Genomic DNA, 24,928 nt, shown 5'->3' with positions numbered 1-24,928 from the left:
ACTCATCACGACACTCCGCTAGTTACCTACATTGCCGGTACTCCGCGCACTACACGAACAAGTCTTGCAGGAGGACCTACACTGCCGATCAGAAGATTAGTCGACCGGATAGATCATTTGATGAACAACCTCAAGAAATGTAGTGTACATCTCATCAAATAACGGAGAAACTTCAGAGGCGCTTTCCAAAATTCGCTCATGCTCATCTATAATTTTGTTTAAGCTATTGAGCGAAAAACAGTTTTCCACATCCGAGATAGTCACAATCAAATTATGCGAACAATCAATATGATTGTCGAGGCGCCACTCAACATTCACCCCTTTTTCTCCTAGCGCTAAATAAACACTAGAGCTTAAGGCACTACCTAGAATATCACTACCACAGCCGCACTGACATAACAATGGACGGTATTCCTGACCGAAAGTTTTAGCCCTGACAACTCTTATTTCTCGAAACAAACTTTGATGTACAGAAAAAGACACATCCATCATGTTTTCAAAAATAGATAAGCCATCAAAAATCACATACTCAACCCCATCCGCCTCTAAACTTTCAGAAAGAGACACGCTTCCACATGTTGAATAGAACCCAATAAATTTCTGAGCTCCGTGCTGTATCAATCTGTCGAGGATTGAACACTCATCTCCAGCATAAACCGGGCGCTGAGATCTGGAAAAATGCTTACAACTAACTAGATACGTGACATTATCTAATTGAGCAATCAAATCTTTTCCTTGATCCGGCCCCACTGAAGGAGGCTCTAGCACTGTGTAGCCTTGACTACCTAAATAGTAGCTCGCGAAATATTCCCATTGGTGCGAACTAAGCTGATCGAAGATATTCATCAAAACTCCTCAACCGCAAGAAAGAAGCCAGCATTGATAGACCGCATGCGCTGTAAAATTCTTGAAACAAAAAGTCGTTTATGACTGTGGTATTCGCTCAAATCAATATTTGGATTTTCACGCAAGTAGTCCTTAAGCTGACCATTCCAGATATTGAACTGATCAGGATGCAACATCTGATTAACTTCCACCCAGCCACATGGAGTATTATCCTCGCAAACTTTAAATATGCAGCGCTTTAAACCGTATATAAAGTACAGCTTATCTTTCGAGAGATGAACAAAAGCTGCCGACCACCCTATTGTAAGAGGGCCTTCCAATATATCTTTACCGCATCCACACATACAAAAAAGCGGCTTATATTCCGCCTTATTTTCTTTATTCAAATAGTAATTCCAACTCCACTTCCAACCATCCTCTCTACCACCAAAAAACTTATCGATAAAATGAGAGCTAAAATATGGAAGAAGCACTGACACCTGCACACCACCAATTAATTCCACATGACTACTCAAAGTTTTGAGGCGCGCCTGTAGGCTAGTCGTAAACTCCCCGGAATAAAAACCAATAAACCCATCTGCATTGGCACGCCGCATACGCGAAATTAGATCCTTTTCGATGCTAGTGCCGATAGGACCACCATTAATGTTGTGCCGTAAACTTACTAAAAATCTCTTTCCTTCAATGCTGAACACATCAAAATCAGATATCCAATCACGATCCCATCCAGCCTGCTGAAGAAACTCCAGACCAAATTCACGCCACTTTTCATCAGACCAACACTTTATGTCTTGTAGATAATTCATCCCTGTATCCTTTGTTATAATCTATCATTCTGTCTGCTAGCAGAGGTACCGTCCGAAATGAGAGCAACTGATCAAGTTTCCTTATATACCGCTCTACCACCATGCGCGTCGACTGAAGCCATGAGTGACAAGGGCTAGGATGAATACAATCACCAACCTAATTGCCCTTACGGTACTAAGCTGGGCTATCAAAGCCGTCCGCATTGGCCTCAGTTTAAGACAAAGAGGTGTCTACGAAACCAGGGGGCGACTCACATGGACTGACAAAACCACCCTATAACGAATTTTGTAAGGCAGCGGACACGGCCATTTGGCGTCAAAATGAGTGCCATTGAAGGCCCACCCGAACGGTGTCATCATCTGGCCATCAATCGGACAGGGATTTCCACGATGACGCCTTTTGCATCAGCCGACTTTCAAGCCATCAGCGGTATGCGCTTCAATGGCTAAGCCAACTCTTCTCTGCCGCCATACCGGGCAGCAGATACCCTATCAAATTAACCAGGGGCCGGTTCCCACCTATGTGCTCCAGTTACAGGAGCAGTGGGAGGCCGAGAAAACCAAGGTCGTGCGGCAGCTCCTGGCTGACGTCCCTGCAGCTGCTGCCGACCGGGATTTACTCTTTCAGCAGCTACCGATCTATGGCCTGTCGGATATCGGATGGCGGTGGCTCGACAAAGCCATGGTTTTAAACACTGACGAGTACCACTGGTTTTTCCTCAGTGCCCAAGGACGCATCCAAGCGACGTGTGTGATCTACCATCCGAAGGAAAGCCGGATGGATGGTGAACGAATTTTCTATGTCGATTACGTTGCATCAGCGTACTGGAATCGAGATCGTCCGAATTATGTGAAGCAGTTTGGGAGTGTCAGCCGGATCCTGATAGCCCACGCTGCGCGATTTGCAATGAATACCCTAGGCTACCGACCGGGGTTCTGTCTGCATTCGCTTCCGACAGCCGAAGGCTACTACCGATTCCTCGGTTTGGTTGAGTACGAAGCGGACGCCGACAAGGAAAACCTTCGCTACTTTGAGGCTCCCGCTCACGTTGCTGGGAAATTAGCTGGGGAGGCGCATCATGTCTGATGTCCCAAATGGCATCCCAGAAGATTTCGAGGTCTACCCATCCTCGCGGGCCGCTGCGGAGGACTTCACCGCAGCACTCGCAAGTCTGAGGCAAGCGTTGAAGCCAGCCGATGCTAAAACGCATGCACGACCTGGTGAAGTGTATGAAGACTTCATCATCCGGCTTGCGCTCAACGCGACCAGCAGTAATGCCGTGCTCTATCGAAAGAATGACTCCGCTGAAGAAACCAAGATCCAAGCTTGGTTGTCGCTGATCAGCGAGAAATCTAAGATCGCCGTATTGAGCCGAGTCATCCCTCGGTTCCAAGGTTTGAGCTTAGAGCAGCTTCGTGAAATCGCGCTTATCAGTATGGAACCTGACCGCATCACCACTCTTATCGATCACTTAGCCAGCACTTATGGGGTTCTCTTGGTGGTGGAGCCTGGTTTCAAGTCTATGAAGATGGACGGTTGTACGTTCAAACTCTCGGGAGGTACACCGGTTGTGGGAATAGCGATTCGATACAATCGCTATGACAACTTCTGGTTCACGCTTATGCATGAATTGGCCCATGTTCATAAGCACTATGACTACCTAGATAGCCCTATCCTGGATGACCTGGAAGAGGATGCCGACTCTGATCGGGAGGTCGAGGCAAACATCATTGCTAAAGACAGCCTGATCTCCAGGCAGCATTGGCGGATGGCTTGGAATGTTAGAGCTGAAAAAAGACAGTTACTGGATCTCTGTGGTAAAGCAGAAATTCACCCGGCTATTATGGCGGGTATGATTCGCCATCAGTCCAGAAACTATAAACTTTACCCTGAGCTACATCACAGCATGGACGTTAAACGTGCTTTCGGGTTCGCCAATGATTAAGTATGTTCCATTTCTGAAGTTCAAGCAGAACGAAATTCAAGGCGTAGGAGCGCTCGATGATGCGATTCGTAATCAGATCGCACCAATGTACGACATTCCTCGCTCTCAGAAAGTAATGACTGAGGCGGAGATTCTTGAACGCCTTAGAATTGCGGATAAGACTCTCAAGGCCACGCAGAAGGAAACGATAGCCTACAAGTTTTTTGTCGACAATTTTGATGTCGATGACAGCATCGATTTGGGCGGTGTTCCCCAATATCGCACTATCCTGAATAAGCTTTCGCATTACCCAATCATGCCTGTTCTCGCTTTTGATCGCCATGCTGATCATAACGTTGCAGCCCTCGATTTCATTAAGTCACGGCCAGGTTCTGAGGCTGGGATTCGGCTGCAGATGGTGGACATTGATAGCTATAACCTTACGAAAAGTAACCTGCAGGCCCTGTGGGTTGACTTGTCCGCTGCCAAACCTCAGTCAGTGATTTTGCTAATTGATTTGCGCATCATCGATGACCCTATTCACGCCAAGAAAAAAGTAGAAAAGTTCCTGGCTGGGTTCCAAAAAGATTTTCAGGTGACTGCTGCTGTCGTGAGTGGTTCAGTCGTTCCGGCCTCAATTGCGGGATTGGTCAAAACCAACGCTGAAGCTCATATTGATCGTGAGGAGTACAAACTCTGGCGAGCTCTTAATTCAACCCCTGAATTCGACAAGGTTTTGTTTGGAGATTATGGAATAATTAGTCCGGAATATTCTGATCTGGATATCGAACCAGAGCTGATAAGCGGCATGGCGGCCCCTAAGGTGTTTTATACCTACCACGAAAAATTCTTCATTGTTCGGGGAAGGCGGTTCAAAACTCACAAATACAGCCAATACTTTGATATCTCGGATAACATTGTTAGGCAGGCGTTCTTCAGGCTTCCAGGGGACTCGTATGGGGAGCAATACATACATGACCGTAGCTTCAAGGCTGCGGTACGAGCGCCCAAGACGGGCAACCCTGGTACGTGGATCAAATGCTCAACGGCTGCTCACATCACATTCGTTGTCAATAATATTTGAACGCCTTTCCACGAGGGCGCTTTGGATGCCTGCCAAGGCGTCGTCGCGGCTCAGCTGAAAACTGATCTGCTCTGCAATTGTATCTCGGTTGAACGACTTTTTGAAAATGACCCTTGGATGTGCAGTTGCCAGGGCTGTCAGTTCTGCCTTCCAAAGCATAAGAAGTGCATCTTTCTTAGAGAACATGGGGTTGCTACCCGCTTTGCGTAGATAGCGTAAGGTTGTTCGGTCTTTTCCAGGTGCGGCGAGAATCACCCCCCAGTAGGTTGGAATTCTCTCCATCGCAAATCTAATATGATTTTCAGTAGTTACTAAGGTCAACTTAGGGAACGACCGAGAGTAAAATTCCGATTGCAATAAAACGCGTCGAACGTTGTCAGTTTCGCCTTTTATCTCGTAGCAATGCATTTGGCGGTAGCACGCAACCACATCAGCAATAGCATTACCATTATCTATGGTGAGCTCTTCGAGCACCCGAGCAGGTCTTGGCGACCGCTTCATCAGATGGTCAACTAAAGCGCTTCGAATTTCTTTATCTCTCAGCACTCTGAGCTCCAGGCGGATGCAAACGCAAGATTTTAGCCTATGAGCCCCTCGGTTGGGAGTGTGATCAGGCTCGGTATTGCCCATTGCGACTGGCGACTGGCGACTGGCGACTGGCGACTGGCGACTGGCGACACCATGCGGCTCGCACGACGCTCTAGCAGTGTCGCCTGGATAAAGGACTTATCCAAATGAGTGGATCTCTAGGTCGTGCACGGTGGCCTGGGATCACTTGGTTACTCATTACACGGAGGCCATGGTTTTGGGCGCGCCCCCAACCGGGGACGGCCGTCGCAAACCAAGCCCACGCGCAAGCGCTGGTCTTGGCCGTTGCGGGCTTACATCCGCGCCCCGCTTACAGGTACTCGCCCAACTGGCCAAGCAAGCCCGCCACGCGTCTGCCTACCCTCCATAGAGACCTGAATGAAGATCAGGGTTATGGTCGCATCACCCACGCGTTTTCTTGCGATCTCGATACATTGCTAATCCTAAAAGCTCCTCGGAAAACTGTTTATGCACCCTCTCACGTATCGATTCCTTACGGGTTTGCATTGCACTCGAAAGATGCTCGACCGTAAATTCATACTCCCCATAGCCTTGCGAGAGTTTTTGCATGGCATCCGAGACGGCAACAATCGAGCATGCCAACTGCCGACAACCTTCAGGGGATGCTGCATTCCACGCAAAACGCGGCGAATAGCGAAGCATGGTATGGCATGACACCAGCTTTTCTATCGCAGGCCGTAACGTCAAGCTATCCCGCGAAAGCTCCAGTATTGGCTCTGGCGAGTACCAAAGCCATTCGTCCACAGTTTCACCCACTAGAGGATTGATGAGCGCCTGAAAAGACTCGTGAGGGCGTTTGAAAAGGATCTCAGAAGCGGTGTCTGAATCTGTGAAAATCCGCATCCCTTTGCCCATCGTCTCGTAGGTAGCAGCCCGTGTTACAGCATCGCCAACAATGAACGCACCAATAGAATGATCGATTTTGTTAGGCTCGTGGACATCTCCAAATGCAAGACCTCCGCGACATAGCAAACCTGCCTCAATTGCTTCATGCATCAAGAAGCGTCCCGCATCCGTTACTGCGCATACATCTTCTGACCAAAGAAATGCACAATCAGATAGTTGCGCCAGCTTGACCGCCTTAAACCGTCGACCTGTTCGCATCAATGCCTTTCGAAAGGCCAACAAAATCTGCGCAGCAAGCAGTTGATGTGGAAAAGTTCCTCCGGGCTTAATTTTCCATGGCATGTATTCTGACTCTGTCAGCTTGAGCCTCCCTCGAGTAAGGGCGCTGAATCCGAGCATATCTACAAACAGCACCGCTCCCTGAAAACTACGCATACATTCTTTCCTGCATTCTTGTGTTTTTGATAATTTGAGCGACCGATCTGGCGCAACATCACGCTCCAAGGCGGGCCTCAAATACTCTGGTTGGTCAAAACCCCAATGCTAGCCACTCCTCGAGCTAGACGTCTTCTGAAGTAGCCTAGGATTAACGTCAACCAATAGTTTTTTTGGATGTCATCTCCTATTTCCCTCCGCCGAATACAGGAACACGATGGACTCTTATTTGAATGCGACGCTGGGCACGTTCTTCACCCCACGTATGGAAATCAGACTATTCGACAAAGCAGAGAAATTTGCTGGGGACACTGCCACGAACGGCAGCGTGCTCACGTATTTTCATGAACACGTCCACTACTTCCAAACGCTATTCACTGGCTATGGACACATCCAGTGGAGCAGCTATCGACAAGCCACGGGATTCACTCACAGGATGTGGGAAAAGCTGCGCCAAGCCATGGGTGCACCAAGAATCCCCTTGTCTAACTGCAACACCCGACCGGACATCCACCAGTACGCCCAGTTTCTTGGACAGGTCTTTGCAGAGCAGAATAAGCTCAGCCAAGCTCGTTTCGTTAGCATCCCTGGCATCAAGACTGTAGATGCTCTCAAGCTGGTACTCATCAAAGAGCCATGGCAAATCAATCCTGTAATTGAATCAGCGAACGGCCAGCGGGAGCTCTGCACGAAGGATATTTTGGAAGGTCACGCGTTTTTTCTAGAACGTTCCTTCGCGGAAAATCTGCTCTCATTTTCTGAAGCCGCCGCTTGGGTCAGAGAAGGGATATCTGACGTCTACACTGCTGCTTACGACTGGTTCATTACGGAGTGCGGGCAGAACACCAGGAGTCTTTTCCCAGTCATCTGCGATCTATCACTGCAGATCAGCTGGAAACCCGTGAGTCCAACCACAGCTCATGAATGGCAAGCATCTAACCCTTCGTGGCGATTTTATCTGCTTACCAAGGCACTAGCTGCTGCGCCGGAAATCGCCGCCGAAATGAACAGCGATTGGAGTAAAAGCTACCTAGCAATCTATGATTAGCTGCTGCACGCATGTAATTTCATAGGTCTCAGCCAAATTCTGGCAGAACGGCTTCAAGCGCTCTTGGATCTCGAGCAGTCCCCTGGATTATCCCCAATGCAGCACATCATGAAGAGGGCAATGGAGCAGAGGGTTCAGCAGCCCTGGATATCGGTGAACCCGATACAAAACACTGCAGAGCTCGAGATGCTATTTAATGAGTTCCGCATACCCGCAGTATTGGTCGAAGGGCGGTACCAAGCTCAATCAACCCTTGACGGCGCTGTCGTTACCGAATTGATAGGCGAGCTCCACTCCCAAGCGTTCATGGATCAATTGCTCGGCAACCCATCTTCATTCGCACGCAACACTAACAGCCTTGAATGTGGATTAGTATGGGGTACACAATGGCTGTCCTCACCAGGTTAGTGGCGAATGCATCGGACGCTTTGATACGAAAGAAGGGCTACCTATGCCCATGCTCATCGATGAACATGGAAATATCGATGGGTGTACTTTTGGTGCGTTCTTCAAATTCTCTGGCATGAACGTAGAGGATCTGGTCGTTGATTACGATGCAAAATTCTTGAAATGATTTCCTCTATCTCCAATGGCAGATAACCATCATCTGCACGCCCCTCGGTGACACATGAAATCAACATCTGCTTGTGAACATTGAGTATCTGCAAGGACTTTTGCCACCAGGTCACCGTCCGGCCAAGTCACATTTCGGCGCCAGAGGTCAATGACACGCATAGGGGGCAGGATAAAACCGCAAAAACAGACAGCAGCGCGGGTCAGAACAGGACGGAGCAGGGTGCACCGTCCCATAGCCCTCCTCTCCGGATATGCGAAACACTGACCCAAGTGCCAGTGATCCGCATCGCCTTCACACCCAGATGACCCTGCCCTCTCGCAGCCAAAAATGCGACTTACAGCCATTTTTTAGCCACACTGATGGGTGCAGCGTTGGCCGTCCTAAGAAATCGGTACTGCATGTCCACCTTGGCGTCACATCTTGCGGCAGTGATAGCTCTATCGTCCGACCACAACCGCATGGACATCTGAACCCAACGCACCAATCCTCCGAGCCATCCTGAACTAGAGTTAGGGTGCGAAAAGGCAACCGGCTAGGCAGGACATCGCCCTGAACCATCTGTAATTTCCTAGCGGGCAGCAGGCCGTCGACCCAGCGATACAGAGTTCTTTTTACGGCTTTGAGCATCACACACCACCTGCCAAGTCAGCGATCCCGAGCAGCGGCTCAGCGGCGCCAAGCGCAAGCCCTGGATCTGAGGTCTTCGGAAAGTCATTTTCAGCGGTGAACTCCTGCTCCGCTTCTCTGAACTTAATCAAGGTTCGCGCGTAGTTGCAGTTTGGCTCTTCACGCATTGGAAATGCTCTGGCCAAAAACTCCATCACGCATGAAGATGCCGCGAGCATGTTCAGGGAAATCACAGCGGGAGCTTCCTCATGGAACCCTCGAATGTACCCATGCTGAAGCTGCTGCTGATAGGCGTCAGGATTCGCAGCCAGAAGACTCTCGGCGCGAAGCGATTCACCGGTGTAGACCTCACGATCAGAGAGAGATGATCCACCAGGCTGCACGTAATCTATGCGGCCATAAACTCCTGCGATCATCACTCCCAACTCATCTTTCATCGTAGGAATGAGCACGCCAACATCAAGGAGCGGGATGAGAAAACGGCTAGCGATTCGATCAGCGATCATCCTGGCGTATCGCGTGTCCACACAGCAGAAGAGAATGTCCGCATCAGCGGCCGCTAATACTGCCTCACGAGTCCCAATCGATTTTGCAATCGGGCGGGCCACTCCTTTACCCCGCACACGTTCGACGGAGCTCGCGAACATCTCCACCTTGAATACCGAGGAGGCCGCATCCTCCAGGGTGCTGTTGAGTATCCGGTTGAGATTGCGCTCCTCAACGCGATCATGGTCAATCAAGATGATCTCGCCAAAGCCCAAACGGGTAACTTGCTCGGCCACAACTGAGCCCGTGCCAGAGACCCCGATGACGGCCACACTCAGCTTCGCCAACGCCTGAGTCATTTCAGAAGTGAATGCCATCGGCGCTCCAGATCTATCGTCCAGGACTGCATGGCCTTCGACTCCGTCGAAATATAACCGTATGTCGTCACCGATTACTGAGACCAGCCGTACATTGGTAGGGCGTTGCGAATCATCGTACGTACGAGCCACCACCCTGCCGTCTGGGATCATGACACCTGAGCCATGGATGACCTCCACTCCAGCGTACAGCGATCGCATGGTGATTTGATCGCTTTCATCATCCAGTTCTGAAAAGCCCAAGAAGCCGCCTGGGTGAGAATGGACGAGCATGATTGAAGATTGAGTTTCCTCACTCTGCGCTATAGCAAGTTCAAGGTACTCGCCAGGCCAATTCAGAAAATCCTTCTCCCTGACGCACGCTCCATGGGATACCGGGATCACAGATTTAGCGAGCAACTTGGTGCGTTCACCTTCGTGTCGCGTGCAGATGAGGATGGCCGCTGCTTCCAAACCGTCCCCCGGGAACAGATGTTCCCGGAGGACGGAGTGCAGGGCTTCGGTCATTACGAGCGTCGCCCCAGTTTTCATTGACCAACCTCCTTGTGAAGGCAGCCTTCGACCAGAGCCAGTTGCGAAATGATGTTATCGGCATGCGGATTCCACGGGACAGTTGTCCGGTGACGTGACCACCCCTGGAAGCCCAAACCATCGATCTGAGCCGTCAGTTGCACGTTGGGAGGGAGCACACCTGTGGCCAGCGACACATGGGGGTACAAGTAGAAGCTGTCCAACGGCTCGACCGGGTAACCTGCCAGGACTTGAATTGCCAGCTGGACATATTGGTGGTTGTAGCCCGTCGGCAGTTCATAGTCGTGGATCACCAAATAACGCAGACCATCTGTGCCGATGCAGGTTTCCCAACGCAAGCCAAGCTGGTCAAGGTACACCGTGTCAGCTGGCAGCAAGTTGAAAACACGACGGGCCGCTGTTGCGACTTCACCATTCCCAACATCCTTAGGAGTGAACCGCAGCTTCTCAATGCCCGGAGTGCTGAGGTCAACAATCGCGTCCATGCTAGTCAGTTCGGAATGATGCCCTGCAGCCGTGAGGGTAATCTTCCAATGCTGTGAGACATCCAGCCCAGCGCGCAAAGCAGCTTCACGAACACTGATCTGTGGCTTGTCGAACTCCAAGGTACGACCTTGGATCTTGAGCTTCCAGATTGCCTTACGGATGACAAAGCGCTCAATGCCCTCCTCACCCAGGTTGATAACGTCAGCGTCTGCGATTTCACGATCAGCTTCTTCTTCCAGCTGCTGCACTAAGCGCATGTTCTCAGCAATCTGTGCCAGCTTCCGCACTGTGTGGCCATTGATGATCTTGCACGGCCATTCGTAACGCTGACCATCGACCGCGAAGAAGTAAGAGCGATCGGATTCGACCACGATGAAGCGGCGCGACGTTGCAGCCAAATCCACAAGCTCGTCCGGGCGGACATCTTCGAAAGCCCCGGATGGAAGTGCCTGAAGAATCGTAGGCATCTGATCGGGGAGAAACCCTCCTGCACGGGCAATCTGTGTACCGATCGGCGTCTCGTCGTTGAGGGGAACTGGTTTGAATTCGAGATCCAAACCAGCGATGAAAATATGATTCTGAGTAAATTCGTTCATACGTATCTCCACACGCCTTTTCTCAGGCGTGAACAGGTGCCCTGACGGGCGTCATGAGTGCGTCAGAGCATCGAGTAGCCTTGACTACCCGACGGCGCATGAAGATACTGAAGTTGTGCTTGCATTCTTCATGCACTCGCTGGGGCGCAATTGCAGTTGCGTTTCCCAGCACCTCCGACTCGGTTATCGGTTAGGTTCGTTCTTCGCTAGTCCATTCGTTCCCCCCCTTGATTCCCCCTTCCGTCGTAGCGTCTCCGCTCATCCGGGCGTTAAGCCTATTCTCATTGTCATACGGTCAAGCTGACCGATTACACGCTTCGGCTTGCCTAAACATAGAGCTCAATCCAACAATATTGCTAAGCTCTACATCCCTTCCCACCGAACGCTGGCATATCAGGCCACCGAACGACGACCTCACTGTGCGCCTGATCCATTAACCCTGTCAACAGGGTTTTTTACGTTCGGTAGAGTGGTACACTCAAAGAACGACTTAGGAGGTGTTTACAGTGGCATCAAGCCTTGGAATGAAAATCGGCGCCAGGAGGCGAGAGCTCGGCATATCTCTGGAGCGCTTGGCGGAGCTAACCGACTCCAGCAAGAGCTACCTGTGGGAGCTCGAGAACCGAGACAAACCTAATCCGTCAATGGACAAGGTGAACAAGATTGCGCTCGCGTTGAATCTCGCGCCTGAAACACTGCTCGGAAGCGCTACAGAAACTTCTCAAGATGTGGAAACCGACAGCGCTTTCTTTAGGAAATATCAAGCGCTTGACGAAGGTGACAAGAAGCGCCTTCGAAAAATCGTGGACGATTGGTGGGAAGACTGACGATGCAAAAGAACCCGAAGAATGAAGCAAACAAAATCACGAAGGTTCTACGTACTGCTGGATTCGACCAGTTTCCGATCAAGGTTAGGGAGGTTGCGCTCGAGTTTTCGAAAGCTGTGTGCCCTGAAGCACCTATTTCGGCTATCAAGCCAGTACCTATCCCTAGCTTTGAAGGCATGCTTAAAAAAAGCCCCAGGGAGGACAAATGGATCATTGGAGTCAACGAAGATGTGGCTTCATCGGGGCGGATAAACTTCACGATCGCTCATGAGTTCGCTCACTACATTCTTCATCGCGATCTGCAGCAGGATTTCCAATGCACCCCCAAGGACATGCACACCTGGGATGCTCTTGGGAAGAAAATTGAAGCAGAGGCAGACGTATTCGCCTCCTATCTCCTCATGCCCGCTGACGACTTCCGCAACCAAGTGTCCGGTCATGAGCTTTCCATAGATTTGCTCAGGCATTGTGCGGATCGATATGATGTATCTCTCACCGCTGCAGCCCTCAAGTGGCGGGAGATTGCTCCTGGGCGGGTAGTTGTACTTGCCGCCAAGGATGGGTTCCTCGATTGGTCATCTTCGAATGATCGGGCATTCAAAAGCGGTGCCTACTTAGCTACCTCGAAGCAGCTCATCGAAGTGCCAGCGGTATCGGTGCTGAAACACTCAATTCGATCAGCATCAGGAAATAAGGCGCGAATTGATGCGCGAGCTTGGTTCCCGAAAGAGCCCGAAGGACTGGAGGTCACAGAGCACGCATTTGTGATGGAGGGTGACGGCTACAACTACACCCTGGGAATCTTGACGCTACCAGCGCGGGATCGCGAAGCGGATGACGAAGAAGATTTGCTGACCCCTCTGTCGGGAGTTCCTACATTTCGCTAATGCTAGCCTTCCGATCGCCCATCAGGGGCGGCCCGCCCCTAAGAGCCTCTCGGCAGCTCTAAATGTGATATCAGCGCAGGGCCACAGCCCCCCGCCCTCATCATCAAGATAATTCGGCCATGCTCTCTGGCAGTTGAACTCAGACACCAATTAAAACTTTCCCTGCCGAGAAGGCGCATAACTGTGTGCATGCAAAAAAGTGTAGCTGGCCAACTCAGGGATGCTTGCCATTTGCTGTGCTTGTCACGCCCTCATTCAGCCGAGGGAGCTCAATCAGAAGTCTTTCCGCCACCTCGGGCGGAAGCCCTTCCCGCTGCCCGATGGTATTTCTCCCTTTATGGTGCGGCAGTCGTGCGCCCAGCGCATCCTTGCAAGACGTCCACTCGTTCCAAAGCCGCGCTCCCTCAGTTGCACCCGGTTGATAGCGAGCCATGTGGTATCGCACGAGCCAATCAAGATAGTCCCGGATGACCCGAATACGGTTAGCTGCGGTATGACCCGCCACCTCTGTTAATGCAAGTTGTCGCGGAAAAAGGCGCACACTTTCAGGGGCGCCTCTACGAGCGGACTGATGGGAAGGGAAAATTGAATTGCACTTCAATTGATTAGCGACAGGTCGCCTGCAGTGCCGGACAAGCTCGTCAAGCTCGCTCAAACGAAAAACACTGCAATCTCGGATTCGCTGCTGAATATCAATCCGACTCGAGTCGAGGAATAGCTGCAATACCATGATTGACCTCAAGACCTGGTCAATCGTATTGCTCGCTTTGTTGGTAGCGCGAATCTCGCTGAGTACGTAAACAGAGGGCTCGAATAAGGGGGCACCGATGTCAAGTGCAAGCAACACAGGCAAACGCTCCCCAGAGTTCAAGACAATCAGCTTTACCGCATATGGGTTCACGGTCATTTGCTTGTACCTTAGAGAGGTAAACGCTAAACAAATATAGTCCTTAAACCGCAAAAATCTCCGATGAATAAAAAAGCAAAGCCAAATCAATAGCTACGCTTAAGAACTTACTACTTTAGATAAGCCACAACTTAAAGAGACGAGAAAAGTTCAAAAAACCACACAACTAGTGACAGCAAAGAAAACCAATCCACATGCACTTTTATAAAAATAGTTCTGGATTGATATAAATATCATGCCAATACGATTGGCATCAGCACGAAAGCACACTGTAAAGCATGATGCATACTGTCTATCAAGCTGAAATCGGCACCAATCAAAATTTAGCAACAAACTGCACACACTAGATTTTATAATAGGCACAGTCGATTTGGCACTGGCCAAGCTCGACATTCAGTTTTCTCATTATCTGGCATGTAACACCTAGTATCTTCAACCGACACAAACCGCCGCACTTCGTAGCTATCACATGATAGCGCATGCCGCGACAGCTTGATGCTACTCGTTAAAGACCACTGTGAAACAGCCGCAATTTATTTAACTCTTCCAAGGTAGGGGAAACCAAATAGAACCTCAATACTCCATCCGAAAATTTAGTAGCCACGTGAAGGACACTTCTTTTATGCTCTCCGCTAAGTCGGACCTTCAGCTTCGGACGAACACTCCAAATCTGCGTACCATCCTCGTAACTATAAACAGATCTCTGCACTATCACTTGATCCATCAAAGGTTCTACCAACTGTTTCAAAATTAGCTCAATTGGTACATCCTCGGAGTTCACCTCCATTTTTCCAAGATACTCGAGAACACCTGTCTTGAAGCTTGGAACATTGTGATCAACAACATAGTGAGATGAGTCATAGCCCGCCACTCTACCGTGTTTAACCTCGACTCTAGAGATTGAGTCCGCGTCTTGGGCGAGCTGATCAAATTCCTCCTTTTTTCCACTCGCGACCCACGCACTCCAACCCATTTCATCTAAATCCTTCAATAATTTAGATCGTTTTACCCCTCGATAAAAAGCAGTGTTTTTCATAGCTCAACCTCTACGCCAAAGTTACTAACCACCACATCGCGAAGCAGAAATTTATTCATAACCATGTATTCTCTCCCTGAACACAGTCCATGATATCAAAGTCAGAATCGTATTCCTTTATCAACTGAGATGCACGATTCATGAAATCAATCAGTTTACTTTCCGCCTCAGCTCCACCGCGCGCCCCCAACCAATAGGCATCAGACTCAATTACAATAACACATTGACGGACACGCTTATTTTGTGATGAGGGTCGATGAATAGGAAAGCATGCCATCCACTTGGCACTTCGCCATACTCGCTCCCCCATGAATATCTCTGAATCATGCGCTTTTCTTCCTAAGTCGTGGAAGATCCAACTCAAGTTCCCATCACAATCCCGGCTGAATTTAACGCCAGGGTGAGCCAAAATATCCTCTTCAGAAAATGGTTTGAATATCCAGCAGTCAGATCTGCGTGTTAGTTTTGCTGCGGGATCTCCGAAATCAAACCCTTCAGCAAACATACTGGTTAAAGAGTTCATGCTGCCTCCTCTCTCAGCAGCTATCGAAAGACGAACGACAGCGTTCGGATCACCCATCAGCCACCCCGAATAGAAATTTTTTATCTGCTCGGTGAAGTAGAGGTAAAACTTTTTGGCAGCATCCTCCAATGTTCCGGCCTGATCGATAGCGGTATAAATACGATCATAAACCTTGACTTTAGTTTCAGCTACAATGTCGAATACGTCATCTTCTGAGACATCGAACTGCATCATGTCAATCTTTGGCTTCAGCGGGATTTTTAGAGCACTACCAGCTGCCCGCGTGTGTACCAAGCTTGACCCATTCACCACTGAGCCAACTATGGCCATAGTCCAGTGTTTTTTCTCGACGGCCTCGTTCGACTCGATACTGAACGCAATCGTACCGGCAGCGGGATCCAGCAATCTTTCCTCGTCGAATGGCCACGCTGGCAAGTTTGAAACCAAACCACCATCTAAAAACTGACCATCAATTTCTTCACTACCATGCTCAGTACATCGCTTGAATGAAAGGTTCCACGGCTTAAAAACTACAGGAAGACAAACAGAAGCAGCTACTGCGTCACCAATTTTGACATCGGGAGTACGGTCGACACAAAACAGTTCTAAACACTCATGAGCTACATTTGTCGCCACGATCTTCAGCGGTTTTATATTTGCCAAAGGATGGCTGACAGCAAGATTAGACAAATCCCTAAATGTAATCTGCCCGTCGCCCTTATATCCGTGCTCCTTGAGCTTTAGCACAATTGCCTGGTCTATAAGATCAGAGACATGTTGTGCATCGCACACACCGCCAAGTGCGAGGACCCCCTTCTTATAGACCCATTTCACCTTGCGTCCGACCGACGCAATAAGACTAGCGACAACAATAATCATCAACAGAAAAGTGGGAACCGAATAGCTAACACCCCATTTCGACACAAGATAAATAGCCAATGCTGCAATCAAAAAACTCGCAGAAGATCTCATCCCCCTGATGAGCAGAGCCAAGGCAATGCCACCTCTAGGCCTCATCACCATTTTTTTAATGAACTTAAGCCAGGAGGGGTGCTCTGTTAAAATAGCTCGTACCTTAAAGATGGCGGCCCAACCATCCTCCGTGAATATATCGGTCGGTTTCTTGAACGATAGCTTTTCGCCTCGCGTTGAAAAAATGTGCGTTTTTTGCTCGGCATCCACCAACTCTGCCGAGCTATAACCACACGCAACAAGAGCAGCAACCATTGACCCTGCAGACGTTCCAGAAATGCCTCGAACCTCGAATCGGAACCGCTCAACTGCAGCAATTGCCCCTACGTGAGCAACCCCCTTTGCTCCGCCGCCTTGCAAAGCCAGAAAAACGGGTCTAGGCACGGCGAGAATTTCCGGCGGGAAACCTGCCTCTGCCTCGCTGCTAAAGAGTTTTCCAAATCCTATGTTCATCAGTTAACCGCACTTCCATAATTCTCGAAGAGTGAGTAAGACCGCTACTACATCTTGGCGTCGTCTTGACATCACGGAGATACTCCTAAGCGATTCTAACCAGCGCGTTAGCAAATTGCCATCACGACCATTCGGGCTCGTTACATCAAATTTTGAAAATGGTTAACTGATCGGGCTAAGAGTTTGGTACCGAACACCAATTCATCACCCCGAATTTTCAGCAATTTGAGTATCGCTGCAGCAACAAGATATCGTGCCCAGTCCTGAGAACGGAATTAGGTGTGGTTAGAATGTTTATTTCAACGGATAATTGAAAGGAAGCCTTAAGAACCAGGCAAGCTCTCCAAGACCAAGACACTTCCTTTTCGATTCCGCCGATACCGTCAAGCTGACTCGATCCAAGGAATAGCTGCAATACAATGATTGAACTCAACAGCTCAATCGTATTACTCGCTTTGTTGTTCGCCCGAATCTGGCTGAGGACGTAAACGGAGGGCTCGAATAAGGGCGCACCGGAGGCCAGAGCGATCAGCACAGGCAAGCGCTCCCCAGAGCCCAAGACAATCATCTTTACCGCATACGGGTTCAGAGTCATTTGTTTACACCTTCGAAAGGTAAACGCTTAAAAATGTAGCTCTTACCTCGCAAAAGTCTGTAAACAATAAAAAAGCGAAGCCAAATCAATGGCCTCGCTTCAAATGTTTACGGTTCTGTAAAAGCTGCGGTTCAGAACGGAATATCGTCATCGAAGCTGTCGAAATCCGGAGCCGGTTGCGGTGCGGCCTGCTGTGGAGCTGGTGGCGCCGAACGTTGCTGCGGTGCCGACTGCTGCGGGCGTGGAGCCTGCTGACGTGGCGCCTGCTGCTGGTAGTTGTTGCCGCCGCCTTGCTGGTCGCCCTGTTGTGGACGGCCGCCGAGCAGTTGCATGGTGCCTTGCATGTCGACCACGATTTCAGTGGTGTAACGCTTGATACCGTCTTTTTCCCATTCACGGGTCTGCAGCTTGCCTTCAATGTATACCTGCGAACCCTTGCGCAGGTATTCGCCGGCGATCTCGGCAACCTTGCCGAACATCGAAACACGGTGCCATTCGGTCTTCTCGACCTTCTGACCGGTTTGCTTGTCGGTCCATTGTTCGCTGGTGGCCAGACTCAGGTTGGTCACGGCGTTACCGTTAGGCAGGTAGCGAACTTCGGGATCCTGGCCGCAAGTGCCGACCAATATGACTTTGTTAACCCCACGGGCCATAACGTTCTCCTAGGCTTAGCACGCAGCCCCGGCCGGGTTGTTCACCAGGCGTTCGAGGGTGTCGCGATCCACTAATTCTTTGTCCAGTTTGATGTAAACAGCCGCCTCGTCAGCGACTATCACTGCATCCGTTACCCCTACGAGGGCCTTGAGACGCTCGACCAGACCCGCTTCGCGGATCGCTTCGGGCGACAACGGCAAGCGCAGGCTCGTCACGTAGGGAGGTTCGCGCATGGTAACAGCAAAGGCCAGCCAAAGTGCAGCCAGCCCGGCACATCCAAGGAACACAACCGACAGACCGCCATGCTGAAACAGCCAGCCGCCGAGTATCCCGCCGAGTGCCGATCCGAGGAACTGGCTGGTGGAGTACACGCCCATGGCCGTGCCCTTGCCGCCCGCCGGTGAAACCTTGCTGATCAGCGACGGCAACGAAGCCTCCAGCAGATTGAACGCGGTGAAGAACACCACCGTCCCGATCACCAGAGCGCGCAGGCTGTCGCCGAACTGCCAGAAGAATAGTTCAGTCAGCATCAGTGTCATGACGGCGCCGAGCAAAACTCGTTTCATTTTGCGTCGCTTCTCGCCATAGATGATGAAAGGGATCATGGCGAAGAAGGAAATCACCAGCGCGGTGAGGTAGACCCACCAGTGTTGCTCCTTGGGCAGGCCGGCTTTTTCCACCAGTGCCAGCGGCAAGGCGACGAAGCTCGACATCAACATGGCATGTAACACAAAGATGCCCAGGTCGAGGCGCAGCAGGTCCGGATGCTTGAGCGTCGGCAGCAATGCCTGCCGCGCTACCCCGGATTCACGATGCTGCAGTGGCCCGGTGGAGCGCGGCACCATGAACATGATGATCAGGATACCGACAAGCGCCATGCCGCCAGTGGCGAGGAACAGACCCGACAGCCCGAACGCACGGGTCAGCAACGGCCCGACCACCATCGCCACGGCGAACGACAGGCCGATGGTCATGCCGATCATCGCCATGGCTTTGGTGCGATGTTGTTCGCGGGTCAGGTCGGACAGCAGCGCCATCACCGCTGCGGAAATGGCCCCGGCGCCTTGCAGGATCCGCCCGGCGATCACGCCCCAGATCGAATCGGCCTGCGAGGCCAGAACACTGCCGAGGGCGAAAACGATCAGTCCCAGATAAATCACCGGACGGCGGCCGATACGGTCGGAAATGATCCCGAACGGAATCTGGAAAATCGCCTGGGTCAGGCCGTAGGCGCCGATCGCCAGGCCGATCAGGGCCGGGGTCGCGCCCGCCAGATCCATGCCATAGGTCGCCAGTACCGGCAACACCATGAACATGCCCAGCATACGGAAGGCGAACACCAGGGCCAGACCGCTCGCCGCGCGGGTCTCGCTGCCACTCATGCGTTCGCTGTGGGGATCGTGCATGGAAAAACCTCGTGTGAACCGGCGGCGATTCTACCAGTCCCATCGGAAGACGGGGTATATCGCGACGCTATGACGCGTATAGATGAAACTCTCTTCATGAACGGTAAAACGCCCTTCGTTTGATAGTGTGCATCCATCCAGTATTTGGCCGTATACTCCTACGTTTTCGACGCCCGCCGAGCGAGGCCACTTTGGACAAGATCCTGATACGTGGGGCCCGTACCCACAACCTGAAGAACATCGACCTGACCCTGCCACGGGACAAACTGATTGTCATCACCGGCCTGTCCGGATCCGGCAAGTCGTCCCTGGCATTCGACACGCTGTATGCCGAAGGTCAGCGCCGCTATGTCGAATCGCTGTCGGCCTATGCCCGCCAGTTCCTGTCGATGATGGAAAAACCCGACGTCGACACCATCGAAGGCCTGTCGCCGGCGATCTCCATCGAGCAGAAGTCGACCTCGCACAACCCGCGCTCCACGGTCGGCACCATCACCGAAATCTACGACTACCTGCGCCTGCTTTATGCCCGCGTCGGTACGCCGCGCTGCCCGGATCACGACATTCCGCTGGAAGCGCAGACCGTCAGCCAGATGGTCGATCTGGTGCTGGCCCAACCGGAAGGCAGCAAGCTGATGCTGCTGGCGCCGGTGATCCGCGAGCGCAAAGGCGAGCACCTGTCGGTCTTCGAAGAACTACGCGCGCAGGGCTTTGTCCGCGCACGGGTCAATGGGCGCATCTGCGAACTCGACGAACTGCCGAAGCTGGATAAACAAAAGAAGCACTCGATCGACGTGATCGTCGACCGCTTCAAGGTCCGCGCCGATCTGCAACAGCGTCTGGCCGAGTCGTTCGAGACCGCGTTGAAGCTGGCCGACGGCATTGCCCTGGTGGCACCGATGGATGACGAGCCCGGCGAAGAAATGATCTTCTCCGCGCGCTTTGCCTGCCCGATCTGCGGCCATGCGATCAGTGAGCTGGAACCCAAGCTGTTTTCCTTCAACAACCCGGCCGGCGCCTGCCCGACCTGTGATGGCCTGGGGGTGAAGCAGTTCTTCGATATCAAGCGCCTGGTCAACGGTGAGCTGACACTGGCCGAAGGTGCGATCCGTGGCTGGGACAGGCGCAACGTCTATTATTTCCAGATGCTTGGCTCGCTGGCTTCGCATTACAAGTTCAGCCTCGACAAGCCCTTCAACGAACTGACCGCCGAGCAGCAGAAAAACATCCTGCACGGCAGCGGTTCGCAGAATGTCGACTTCAAATACCTCAACGACCGGGGCGATATCGTCAAGCGTTCGCACCCGTTCGAAGGTATCGTGCCTAATCTCGAGCGCCGCTACCGCGAGACCGAGTCGGCAAGCGTGCGTGAAGAATTGGCCAAGTTCCTCAGCCACCAGGCTTGCCCGGATTGCCGCGGCACCCGACTGCGTCGTGAAGCGCGACACGTGTGGGTAGGCGAGAAAACCCTGCCGGCCGTGACCAACCTGCCGATTGGCGATGCCTGCGAGTACTTCGCCGATCTGAAGATGACCGGCCGCCGCGGTGAGATCGCCGACAAGATCCTCAAGGAGATTCGCGAGCGTCTGCAGTTTCTGGTCAACGTCGGGCTCGATTACCTGTCGCTGGATCGCAGCGCCGACACCCTGTCCGGTGGCGAGGCGCAGCGAATTCGTCTGGCCAGCCAGATCGGTGCGGGTCTTGTGGGCGTCTTGTACATTCTTGATGAACCGTCCATTGGCCTGCATCAGCGCGATAACGACCGCCTGCTCGGCACCCTCAAGCACCTGCGTGATATTGGCAACACGGTGATTGTGGTCGAGCACGACGAAGACGCGATTCGTCTGGCTGACTATGTCGTCGATATCGGCCCTGGCGCCGGCGTACACGGCGGGCAGATCGTCGCCGAAGGTACCCCGGACGAAGTCATGGCCCACCCGGACTCGCTGACCGGTAAATACCTGTCCGGTCGGGTGAAGATCGAAGTGCCGGCCAAGCGCACGCCGCGCAACAAGAAGCTCAATTTGTCGCTCAGAGGGGCACGCGGCAACAACCTGCGCAACGTTGATCTGGACATTCCGATCGGCTTGCTGACTTGCGTGACCGGTGTATCCGGGTCGGGCAAATCGACGCTGATCAACAACACGCTGTTCCCACTGAGCGCCACCGCGCTCAACGGTGCGACCACGCTGGAAGCAGCCGCACATGACAGCATCAAAGGCCTTGAGCATCTGGACAAGGTCGTCGACATCGACCAGAGCCCGATCGGCCGTACACCGCGCTCCAACCCGGCAACGTATACCGGGCTGTTCACGCCGATTCGCGAACTGTTTGCCGGCGTGCCGGAGTCGCGTTCGCGCGGCTACGGGCCAGGGCGTTTCTCGTTCAACGTCAAGGGCGGCCGTTGCGAGGCCTGCCAGGGCGATGGCCTGATCAAGGTTGAGATGCACTTCCTGCCTGACATCTATGTGCCGTGCGACGTGTGCAAGAGCAAGCGCTATAACCGCGAAACCCTTGAGATCAAATACAAGGGCAAGAGCATTCACGAGACCCTCGAGATGACCATCGAGGAAGCCCGCGAATTCTTCGACGCGGTACCGGCGCTGGCGCGCAAGCTGCAGACGCTGATGGATGTGGGCCTGTCGTACATCAAGCTCGGGCAGTCGGCGACCACGCTATCGGGCGGTGAAGCGCAGCGGGTCAAGTTGTCTCGCGAGCTATCCAAGCGCGATACCGGCAAAACCCTGTACATCCTCGATGAGCCGACCACCGGTTTGCACTTCGCGGATATTCAGCAATTGCTCGATGTGCTGCATCGCCTGCGCGATCATGGCAACACGGTGGTGGTGATCGAACACAACCTTGATGTGATCAAGACTGCCGACTGGCTGGTGGATCTTGGTCCAGAGGGCGGCTCCAAGGGCGGGCAGATCATTGCCACCGGTACGCCGGAAGAAGTGGCCGAGATGAAGCAATCTCACACCGGCCATTATCTCAAACCGCTGTTGATCCGCGACCGGGCGTAAACGCCAGGCATGAAAAAGCCCCTGTCACTGTTGAAGTGACAGGGGCTTTTTTACATCGGTGGCAATCAGGACGCGTGGGATTGCAGGTAGTTCTCAAGACCAATGAGCTTGATCAGACCCAACTGTTTTTCCAGCCAGTAGGTGTGATCTTCTTCGGTGTCGTTGAGCTGCACCCGCAGGATCTCGCGGCTGACGTAATCCTTGTGTTGCTCGCACAGCTCGATGCCTTTACACAGGGCAGCGCGAACCTTGTATTCGAGGCGCAAATCCGCTTCGAGCATGGTTGGCACCGTGGTGCCCACATCCAGATCATCCGGACGCATACGCGGCGTGCCTTCGAGCATCAGAATTCGCCGCATCAGCGCGTCGGCGTGGCCTGCTTCTTCTTCCATCTCGTGGTTGATTCGCTCGTAGAGCTTGGTGAACCCCCAGTCCTCATACATCCGCGAATGAACAAAATATTGGTCACGCGCGGCCAGTTCGCCGGTCAGCAACGTGTTGAGGTAATCGATTACGTCTGGGTGGCCTTGCATCGCCCTACATCTCCCTGCTTGAAAGTCTGTAGTTTGAACCAACCTGACCGGAAGGTCACCCGCCGCGCGCAATAAAAGCGAAGAATATCTGAGAAAAGCAGGCTAAATAACGCAAAAACCGCCCAAATGAGGGCGGTTCTGCTTCTCGTTTAGACTTCGTTAAGCTGTACGTTGAGCAGCTTTGCGATTGCGTCTCCATACGCCGGATCGGCTTTGTAGAAATGCTGCAACTGACGGTCCACGACATCACTCGAAACCCCGGCCATCGCACCGGCTATGTTGCTCACCAACAGCGCTTTCTGCTCTTCACTCATCAAGCGGTACAGTGCACCGGCGTGGCTGTAGTAATCGGTGTCTTCGCGGTGATCGTAACGATCGGCCGCACCACTCAAGGCCAGCGCAGGTTCAGCATAGTGCGGAGCTTGCTTAGGCGATTCGATGTAGCTGTTCGGCTCGTAGTTAGGCGCCGCACCGCCGTTGCTGCCAAAAGCCATTGAGCCGTCGCGCTGATAGGTGTTCACCTGGCTGCGTGGGGCGTTCACCGGCAGTTGCTGGTGGTTGGTGCCGACGCGGTAGCGGTGTGCGTCGGCGTAAGCGAACACACGACCCTGCAGCATGCGATCTGGCGAGAGACCAACACCTGGCACCATGTTGCTTGGGCCAAACGCGGCTTGCTCGACTTCGGCAAAATAGTTGAGCGGGTTGCGGTTCAGCTCCAGTTCACCGACTTCGATCAGCGGGAATTCCTTCTGCGACCAGGTTTTGGTCACGTCGAACGGGTTTTCGTAATGCGCAGCCGCCTGGGCTTCAGTCATGATCTGGATGCACACGCGCCATTTCGGGAAGTCACCGCGTTCGATCGCTTCGAACAGGTCGCGCTGGGCGTAGTCCGGATCGGTGCCAGCCAAGCGTGCAGCATCTGCTGGCGCAAGATTCTTGATGCCCTGCTGGGTCTTGTAATGCCACTTCACCCAGTGACGCTCGCCCTTGGCGCTGATCAGGCTGAAGGTGTGGCTGCCGAAGCCGTGCATATGACGGTAGCCATCAGGAATGCCGCGATCCGAGAACAGGATCGTCACCTGATGCAGCGCCTCAGGCGAGTGCGACCAGAAATCCCACATCATCTGCGCGCTTTTCAGATTGCTTTGCGGCAGACGCTTTTGCGTGTGGATAAAGTCAGGGAATTTCAGCGGATCACGAATGAAGAACACCGGCGTGTTGTTGCCAACAATGTCCCAGTTACCTTCTTCGGTATAGAACTTCAGCGCGAAACCACGTGGATCGCGCTCGGTGTCGGCCGAACCGCGTTCACCACCCACGGTGGAGAAGCGTAGGAACGTCGGGGTTTGCTTGCCGACCGTTTCGAACAGCTTGGCGCTGGTGAATTCGGTGATATCACGGGTGACGGTGAAGGTGCCATAAGCACCCGAGCCCTTCGCATGGACGCGGCGCTCAGGGATATTTTCGCGGTTGAAGTGGGCAAGCTTCTCGATCAGATGAAAGTCGTCGAGCAGCAACGGACCGCGTGGGCCGGCGGAGCGAGAATTCTGGTTGTCGGCGACAGGTGCGCCACTGGCGGTTGTAAGCGTTTTGGTCTGGCTCATGCGGTCTTCTTCCTCTCAGTCTTGAACTGCCGGCTAAGGCTTGGTGGGGAGTATTGATCATCGATGCGACAGCCACAAATTCATTAACTTGTAGAAGTCGATAGATAATTACTAATTAAGTCCCACCGCACATAGTGGCATTACGACTGTGTCAGAAACTTGTACAAACCGCGCATTTCTAGCAGGCACAAAAAACCGGGCACTAGGCCCGGTCCTTTGTTTCAGA

Annotated in this window: 20 protein-coding genes and 2 pseudogenes; 7 read left to right on the top strand and 15 right to left on the bottom strand. The window is 52.4% G+C overall.

What is annotated here, in order from left to right; all coding sequences use genetic code 11:
- Positions 1 to 96: 96 nt before the first annotated feature.
- Together V6F91_RS25545 and V6F91_RS25540 are read right to left on the bottom strand one after the other, a co-directional pair.
- Positions 97 to 846 (bottom strand): hypothetical protein, encoded by a 750-nt coding sequence (locus V6F91_RS25545; protein ID WP_332769346.1) that lies wholly within the window; start codon positions 844 to 846, stop codon positions 97 to 99.
- Positions 846 to 1,652 (bottom strand): hypothetical protein, encoded by an 807-nt coding sequence (locus V6F91_RS25540; protein ID WP_332769344.1) that lies wholly within the window; start codon positions 1,650 to 1,652, stop codon positions 846 to 848. Before V6F91_RS25540 ends, V6F91_RS25545 begins: the two co-directional genes overlap by 1 nt.
- Positions 1,653 to 2,094: 442 nt before the next feature.
- Between V6F91_RS25540 and V6F91_RS25535 the strand changes: the two genes are divergently transcribed.
- The 3 genes from V6F91_RS25535 to V6F91_RS25525 are packed head-to-tail and all read left to right on the top strand — an operon-like array spanning position 2,095 to position 4,661.
- Complete coding sequence (locus tag V6F91_RS25535) at positions 2,095 to 2,739, top strand: hypothetical protein (RefSeq protein ID WP_160042018.1); 645 nt, start codon at positions 2,095 to 2,097, stop codon at positions 2,737 to 2,739.
- On the top strand, positions 2,732 to 3,598 hold the full coding sequence (locus V6F91_RS25530; protein ID WP_160042020.1) for an ImmA/IrrE family metallo-endopeptidase: 867 nt from the start codon (positions 2,732 to 2,734) through the stop codon (positions 3,596 to 3,598). The genes V6F91_RS25535 and V6F91_RS25530 overlap by 8 nt, the downstream gene beginning before the upstream one ends.
- On the top strand, positions 3,591 to 4,661 hold the full coding sequence (locus V6F91_RS25525) for a beta family protein (protein ID WP_332769338.1): 1,071 nt from the start codon (positions 3,591 to 3,593) through the stop codon (positions 4,659 to 4,661). Before V6F91_RS25530 ends, V6F91_RS25525 begins: the two co-directional genes overlap by 8 nt.
- Here V6F91_RS25525 and V6F91_RS25520 read toward each other — a convergent pair.
- Positions 4,620 to 5,207 (bottom strand): sce7726 family protein, encoded by a 588-nt coding sequence (locus V6F91_RS25520; RefSeq protein ID WP_160042024.1) that lies wholly within the window; start codon positions 5,205 to 5,207, stop codon positions 4,620 to 4,622. The two genes, V6F91_RS25525 and V6F91_RS25520, sit on opposite strands and share 42 nt — an antisense overlap.
- 444 nt (positions 5,208 to 5,651) lie before the next feature.
- On the bottom strand, positions 5,652 to 6,551 hold the full coding sequence (locus tag V6F91_RS25515; RefSeq protein WP_332769336.1) for a hypothetical protein: 900 nt from the start codon (positions 6,549 to 6,551) through the stop codon (positions 5,652 to 5,654).
- A gap of 217 nt (positions 6,552 to 6,768) precedes the next feature.
- On the opposite strand from V6F91_RS25515, the gene V6F91_RS25510 reads away from it, so the two are divergent.
- Entirely contained in the window at positions 6,769 to 7,599 is an 831-nt protein-coding gene (locus V6F91_RS25510; protein WP_332769334.1) for a hypothetical protein, read from the top strand.
- An 868-nt stretch (positions 7,600 to 8,467) separates the two neighbouring features.
- Here the strand turns inward: V6F91_RS25510 and V6F91_RS25505 are convergent.
- The 3 genes from V6F91_RS25505 to V6F91_RS25495 all read right to left on the bottom strand — a co-directional run bounded on the left by V6F91_RS25505 (position 8,468) and on the right by V6F91_RS25495 (position 11,279).
- On the bottom strand, positions 8,468 to 8,734 hold the full coding sequence (locus V6F91_RS25505; RefSeq protein WP_332769377.1) for a DUF6527 family protein: 267 nt from the start codon (positions 8,732 to 8,734) through the stop codon (positions 8,468 to 8,470).
- 68 nt (positions 8,735 to 8,802) lie between these two features.
- Positions 8,803 to 10,197 (bottom strand): ThiF family adenylyltransferase, encoded by a 1,395-nt coding sequence (locus tag V6F91_RS25500; RefSeq protein ID WP_332769332.1) that lies wholly within the window; start codon positions 10,195 to 10,197, stop codon positions 8,803 to 8,805.
- Positions 10,194 to 11,279, bottom strand: a complete 1,086-nt coding sequence (locus tag V6F91_RS25495) for a multiubiquitin domain-containing protein (RefSeq protein ID WP_160042030.1) — start codon at positions 11,277 to 11,279, stop codon at positions 10,194 to 10,196. Before V6F91_RS25495 ends, V6F91_RS25500 begins: the two co-directional genes overlap by 4 nt.
- 506 nt (positions 11,280 to 11,785) lie before the next feature.
- Between V6F91_RS25495 and V6F91_RS25490 the strand changes: the two genes are divergently transcribed.
- Entirely contained in the window at positions 11,786 to 12,106 is a 321-nt protein-coding gene (locus tag V6F91_RS25490) for a helix-turn-helix domain-containing protein (RefSeq protein WP_160042032.1), read from the top strand.
- 2 nt (positions 12,107 to 12,108) lie between these two features.
- On the top strand, positions 12,109 to 12,993 hold the full coding sequence (locus tag V6F91_RS25485; protein WP_332769325.1) for an ImmA/IrrE family metallo-endopeptidase: 885 nt from the start codon (positions 12,109 to 12,111) through the stop codon (positions 12,991 to 12,993).
- Between the two features lie 274 nt (positions 12,994 to 13,267).
- On the opposite strand, the pseudogene V6F91_RS25480 reads toward V6F91_RS25485, so the two are convergent.
- The 6 genes and pseudogenes from V6F91_RS25480 to V6F91_RS25455 form a co-directional block, all read right to left on the bottom strand.
- Positions 13,268 to 13,900 (bottom strand): annotated as a pseudogene (locus V6F91_RS25480) (site-specific integrase); the annotation flags it as partial.
- A gap of 505 nt (positions 13,901 to 14,405) precedes the next feature.
- Positions 14,406 to 14,936 (bottom strand): hypothetical protein, encoded by a 531-nt coding sequence (locus tag V6F91_RS25475; protein WP_332769323.1) that lies wholly within the window; start codon positions 14,934 to 14,936, stop codon positions 14,406 to 14,408.
- 55 nt (positions 14,937 to 14,991) lie between these two features.
- Complete coding sequence (locus V6F91_RS25470) at positions 14,992 to 16,884, bottom strand: patatin-like phospholipase family protein (RefSeq protein WP_332769321.1); 1,893 nt, start codon at positions 16,882 to 16,884, stop codon at positions 14,992 to 14,994.
- 382 nt (positions 16,885 to 17,266) lie between these two features.
- Positions 17,267 to 17,479 (bottom strand): annotated as a pseudogene (locus V6F91_RS27630) (site-specific integrase); the annotation flags it as partial.
- A gap of 131 nt (positions 17,480 to 17,610) precedes the next feature.
- Complete coding sequence (locus tag V6F91_RS25460; RefSeq protein ID WP_042610650.1) at positions 17,611 to 18,132, bottom strand: single-stranded DNA-binding protein; 522 nt, start codon at positions 18,130 to 18,132, stop codon at positions 17,611 to 17,613.
- A 15-nt stretch (positions 18,133 to 18,147) separates the two neighbouring features.
- On the bottom strand, positions 18,148 to 19,539 hold the full coding sequence (locus tag V6F91_RS25455; RefSeq protein WP_090286764.1) for an MFS transporter: 1,392 nt from the start codon (positions 19,537 to 19,539) through the stop codon (positions 18,148 to 18,150).
- A 191-nt stretch (positions 19,540 to 19,730) separates the two neighbouring features.
- Here V6F91_RS25455 and uvrA point away from each other — a divergent pair, with 191 nt between their 5' ends.
- Positions 19,731 to 22,565 carry an excinuclease ABC subunit UvrA gene (gene uvrA / locus V6F91_RS25450; protein ID WP_090286766.1) on the top strand — a complete coding sequence of 945 codons (2,835 nt, stop codon included), beginning with the start codon at positions 19,731 to 19,733 and terminating at the stop codon, positions 22,563 to 22,565.
- 65 nt (positions 22,566 to 22,630) lie between these two features.
- On the opposite strand, the gene bfr is transcribed toward uvrA, so the two are convergent.
- Both bfr and V6F91_RS25440 read right to left on the bottom strand, forming a co-directional pair.
- Positions 22,631 to 23,098 (bottom strand): bacterioferritin, encoded by a 468-nt coding sequence (gene bfr / locus V6F91_RS25445; protein WP_016772947.1) that lies wholly within the window; start codon positions 23,096 to 23,098, stop codon positions 22,631 to 22,633.
- A gap of 149 nt (positions 23,099 to 23,247) precedes the next feature.
- On the bottom strand, positions 23,248 to 24,702 hold the full coding sequence (locus V6F91_RS25440) for a catalase (RefSeq protein WP_332769313.1): 1,455 nt from the start codon (positions 24,700 to 24,702) through the stop codon (positions 23,248 to 23,250).
- Positions 24,703 to 24,928 lie beyond the last annotated feature (226 nt).

The organism is Pseudomonas koreensis (genome assembly GCF_036668835.1).
In the GTDB taxonomy this organism is placed as follows: Bacteria; Pseudomonadota; Gammaproteobacteria; order Pseudomonadales; family Pseudomonadaceae; genus Aquipseudomonas; species Aquipseudomonas koreensis_I.
Note: the sequence above shows the minus strand (reverse complement) of the source record. Positions and strands in the feature narration are given on the sequence as shown.

Coding starts and splice junctions, on each gene's coding strand:
- V6F91_RS25545 (WP_332769346.1), bottom strand. CDS start 846: ATGAATATCTTCGATCAGCTTAGTTCGCACCAATGGGAATATTTCGCG.
- V6F91_RS25540 (WP_332769344.1), bottom strand. CDS start 1,652: ATGAATTATCTACAAGACATAAAGTGTTGGTCTGATGAAAAGTGGCGT.
- V6F91_RS25535 (WP_160042018.1), top strand. CDS start 2,095: ATGGCTAAGCCAACTCTTCTCTGCCGCCATACCGGGCAGCAGATACCC.
- V6F91_RS25530 (WP_160042020.1), top strand. CDS start 2,732: ATGTCTGATGTCCCAAATGGCATCCCAGAAGATTTCGAGGTCTACCCA.
- V6F91_RS25525 (WP_332769338.1), top strand. CDS start 3,591: ATGATTAAGTATGTTCCATTTCTGAAGTTCAAGCAGAACGAAATTCAA.
- V6F91_RS25515 (WP_332769336.1), bottom strand. CDS start 6,551: ATGCGTAGTTTTCAGGGAGCGGTGCTGTTTGTAGATATGCTCGGATTC.
- V6F91_RS25510 (WP_332769334.1), top strand. CDS start 6,769: ATGGACTCTTATTTGAATGCGACGCTGGGCACGTTCTTCACCCCACGT.
- V6F91_RS25505 (WP_332769377.1), bottom strand. CDS start 8,734: ATGGTTCAGGGCGATGTCCTGCCTAGCCGGTTGCCTTTTCGCACCCTA.
- V6F91_RS25500 (WP_332769332.1), bottom strand. CDS start 10,197: ATGAAAACTGGGGCGACGCTCGTAATGACCGAAGCCCTGCACTCCGTC.
- V6F91_RS25495 (WP_160042030.1), bottom strand. CDS start 11,279: ATGAACGAATTTACTCAGAATCATATTTTCATCGCTGGTTTGGATCTC.
- V6F91_RS25485 (WP_332769325.1), top strand. CDS start 12,109: ATGCAAAAGAACCCGAAGAATGAAGCAAACAAAATCACGAAGGTTCTA.
- V6F91_RS25475 (WP_332769323.1), bottom strand. CDS start 14,936: ATGAAAAACACTGCTTTTTATCGAGGGGTAAAACGATCTAAATTATTG.
- V6F91_RS25470 (WP_332769321.1), bottom strand. CDS start 16,884: ATGAACATAGGATTTGGAAAACTCTTTAGCAGCGAGGCAGAGGCAGGT.
- V6F91_RS25460 (WP_042610650.1), bottom strand. CDS start 18,132: ATGGCCCGTGGGGTTAACAAAGTCATATTGGTCGGCACTTGCGGCCAG.
- V6F91_RS25455 (WP_090286764.1), bottom strand. CDS start 19,539: ATGCACGATCCCCACAGCGAACGCATGAGTGGCAGCGAGACCCGCGCG.
- bfr (WP_016772947.1), bottom strand. CDS start 23,098: ATGCAAGGCCACCCAGACGTAATCGATTACCTCAACACGTTGCTGACC.
- V6F91_RS25440 (WP_332769313.1), bottom strand. CDS start 24,702: ATGAGCCAGACCAAAACGCTTACAACCGCCAGTGGCGCACCTGTCGCC.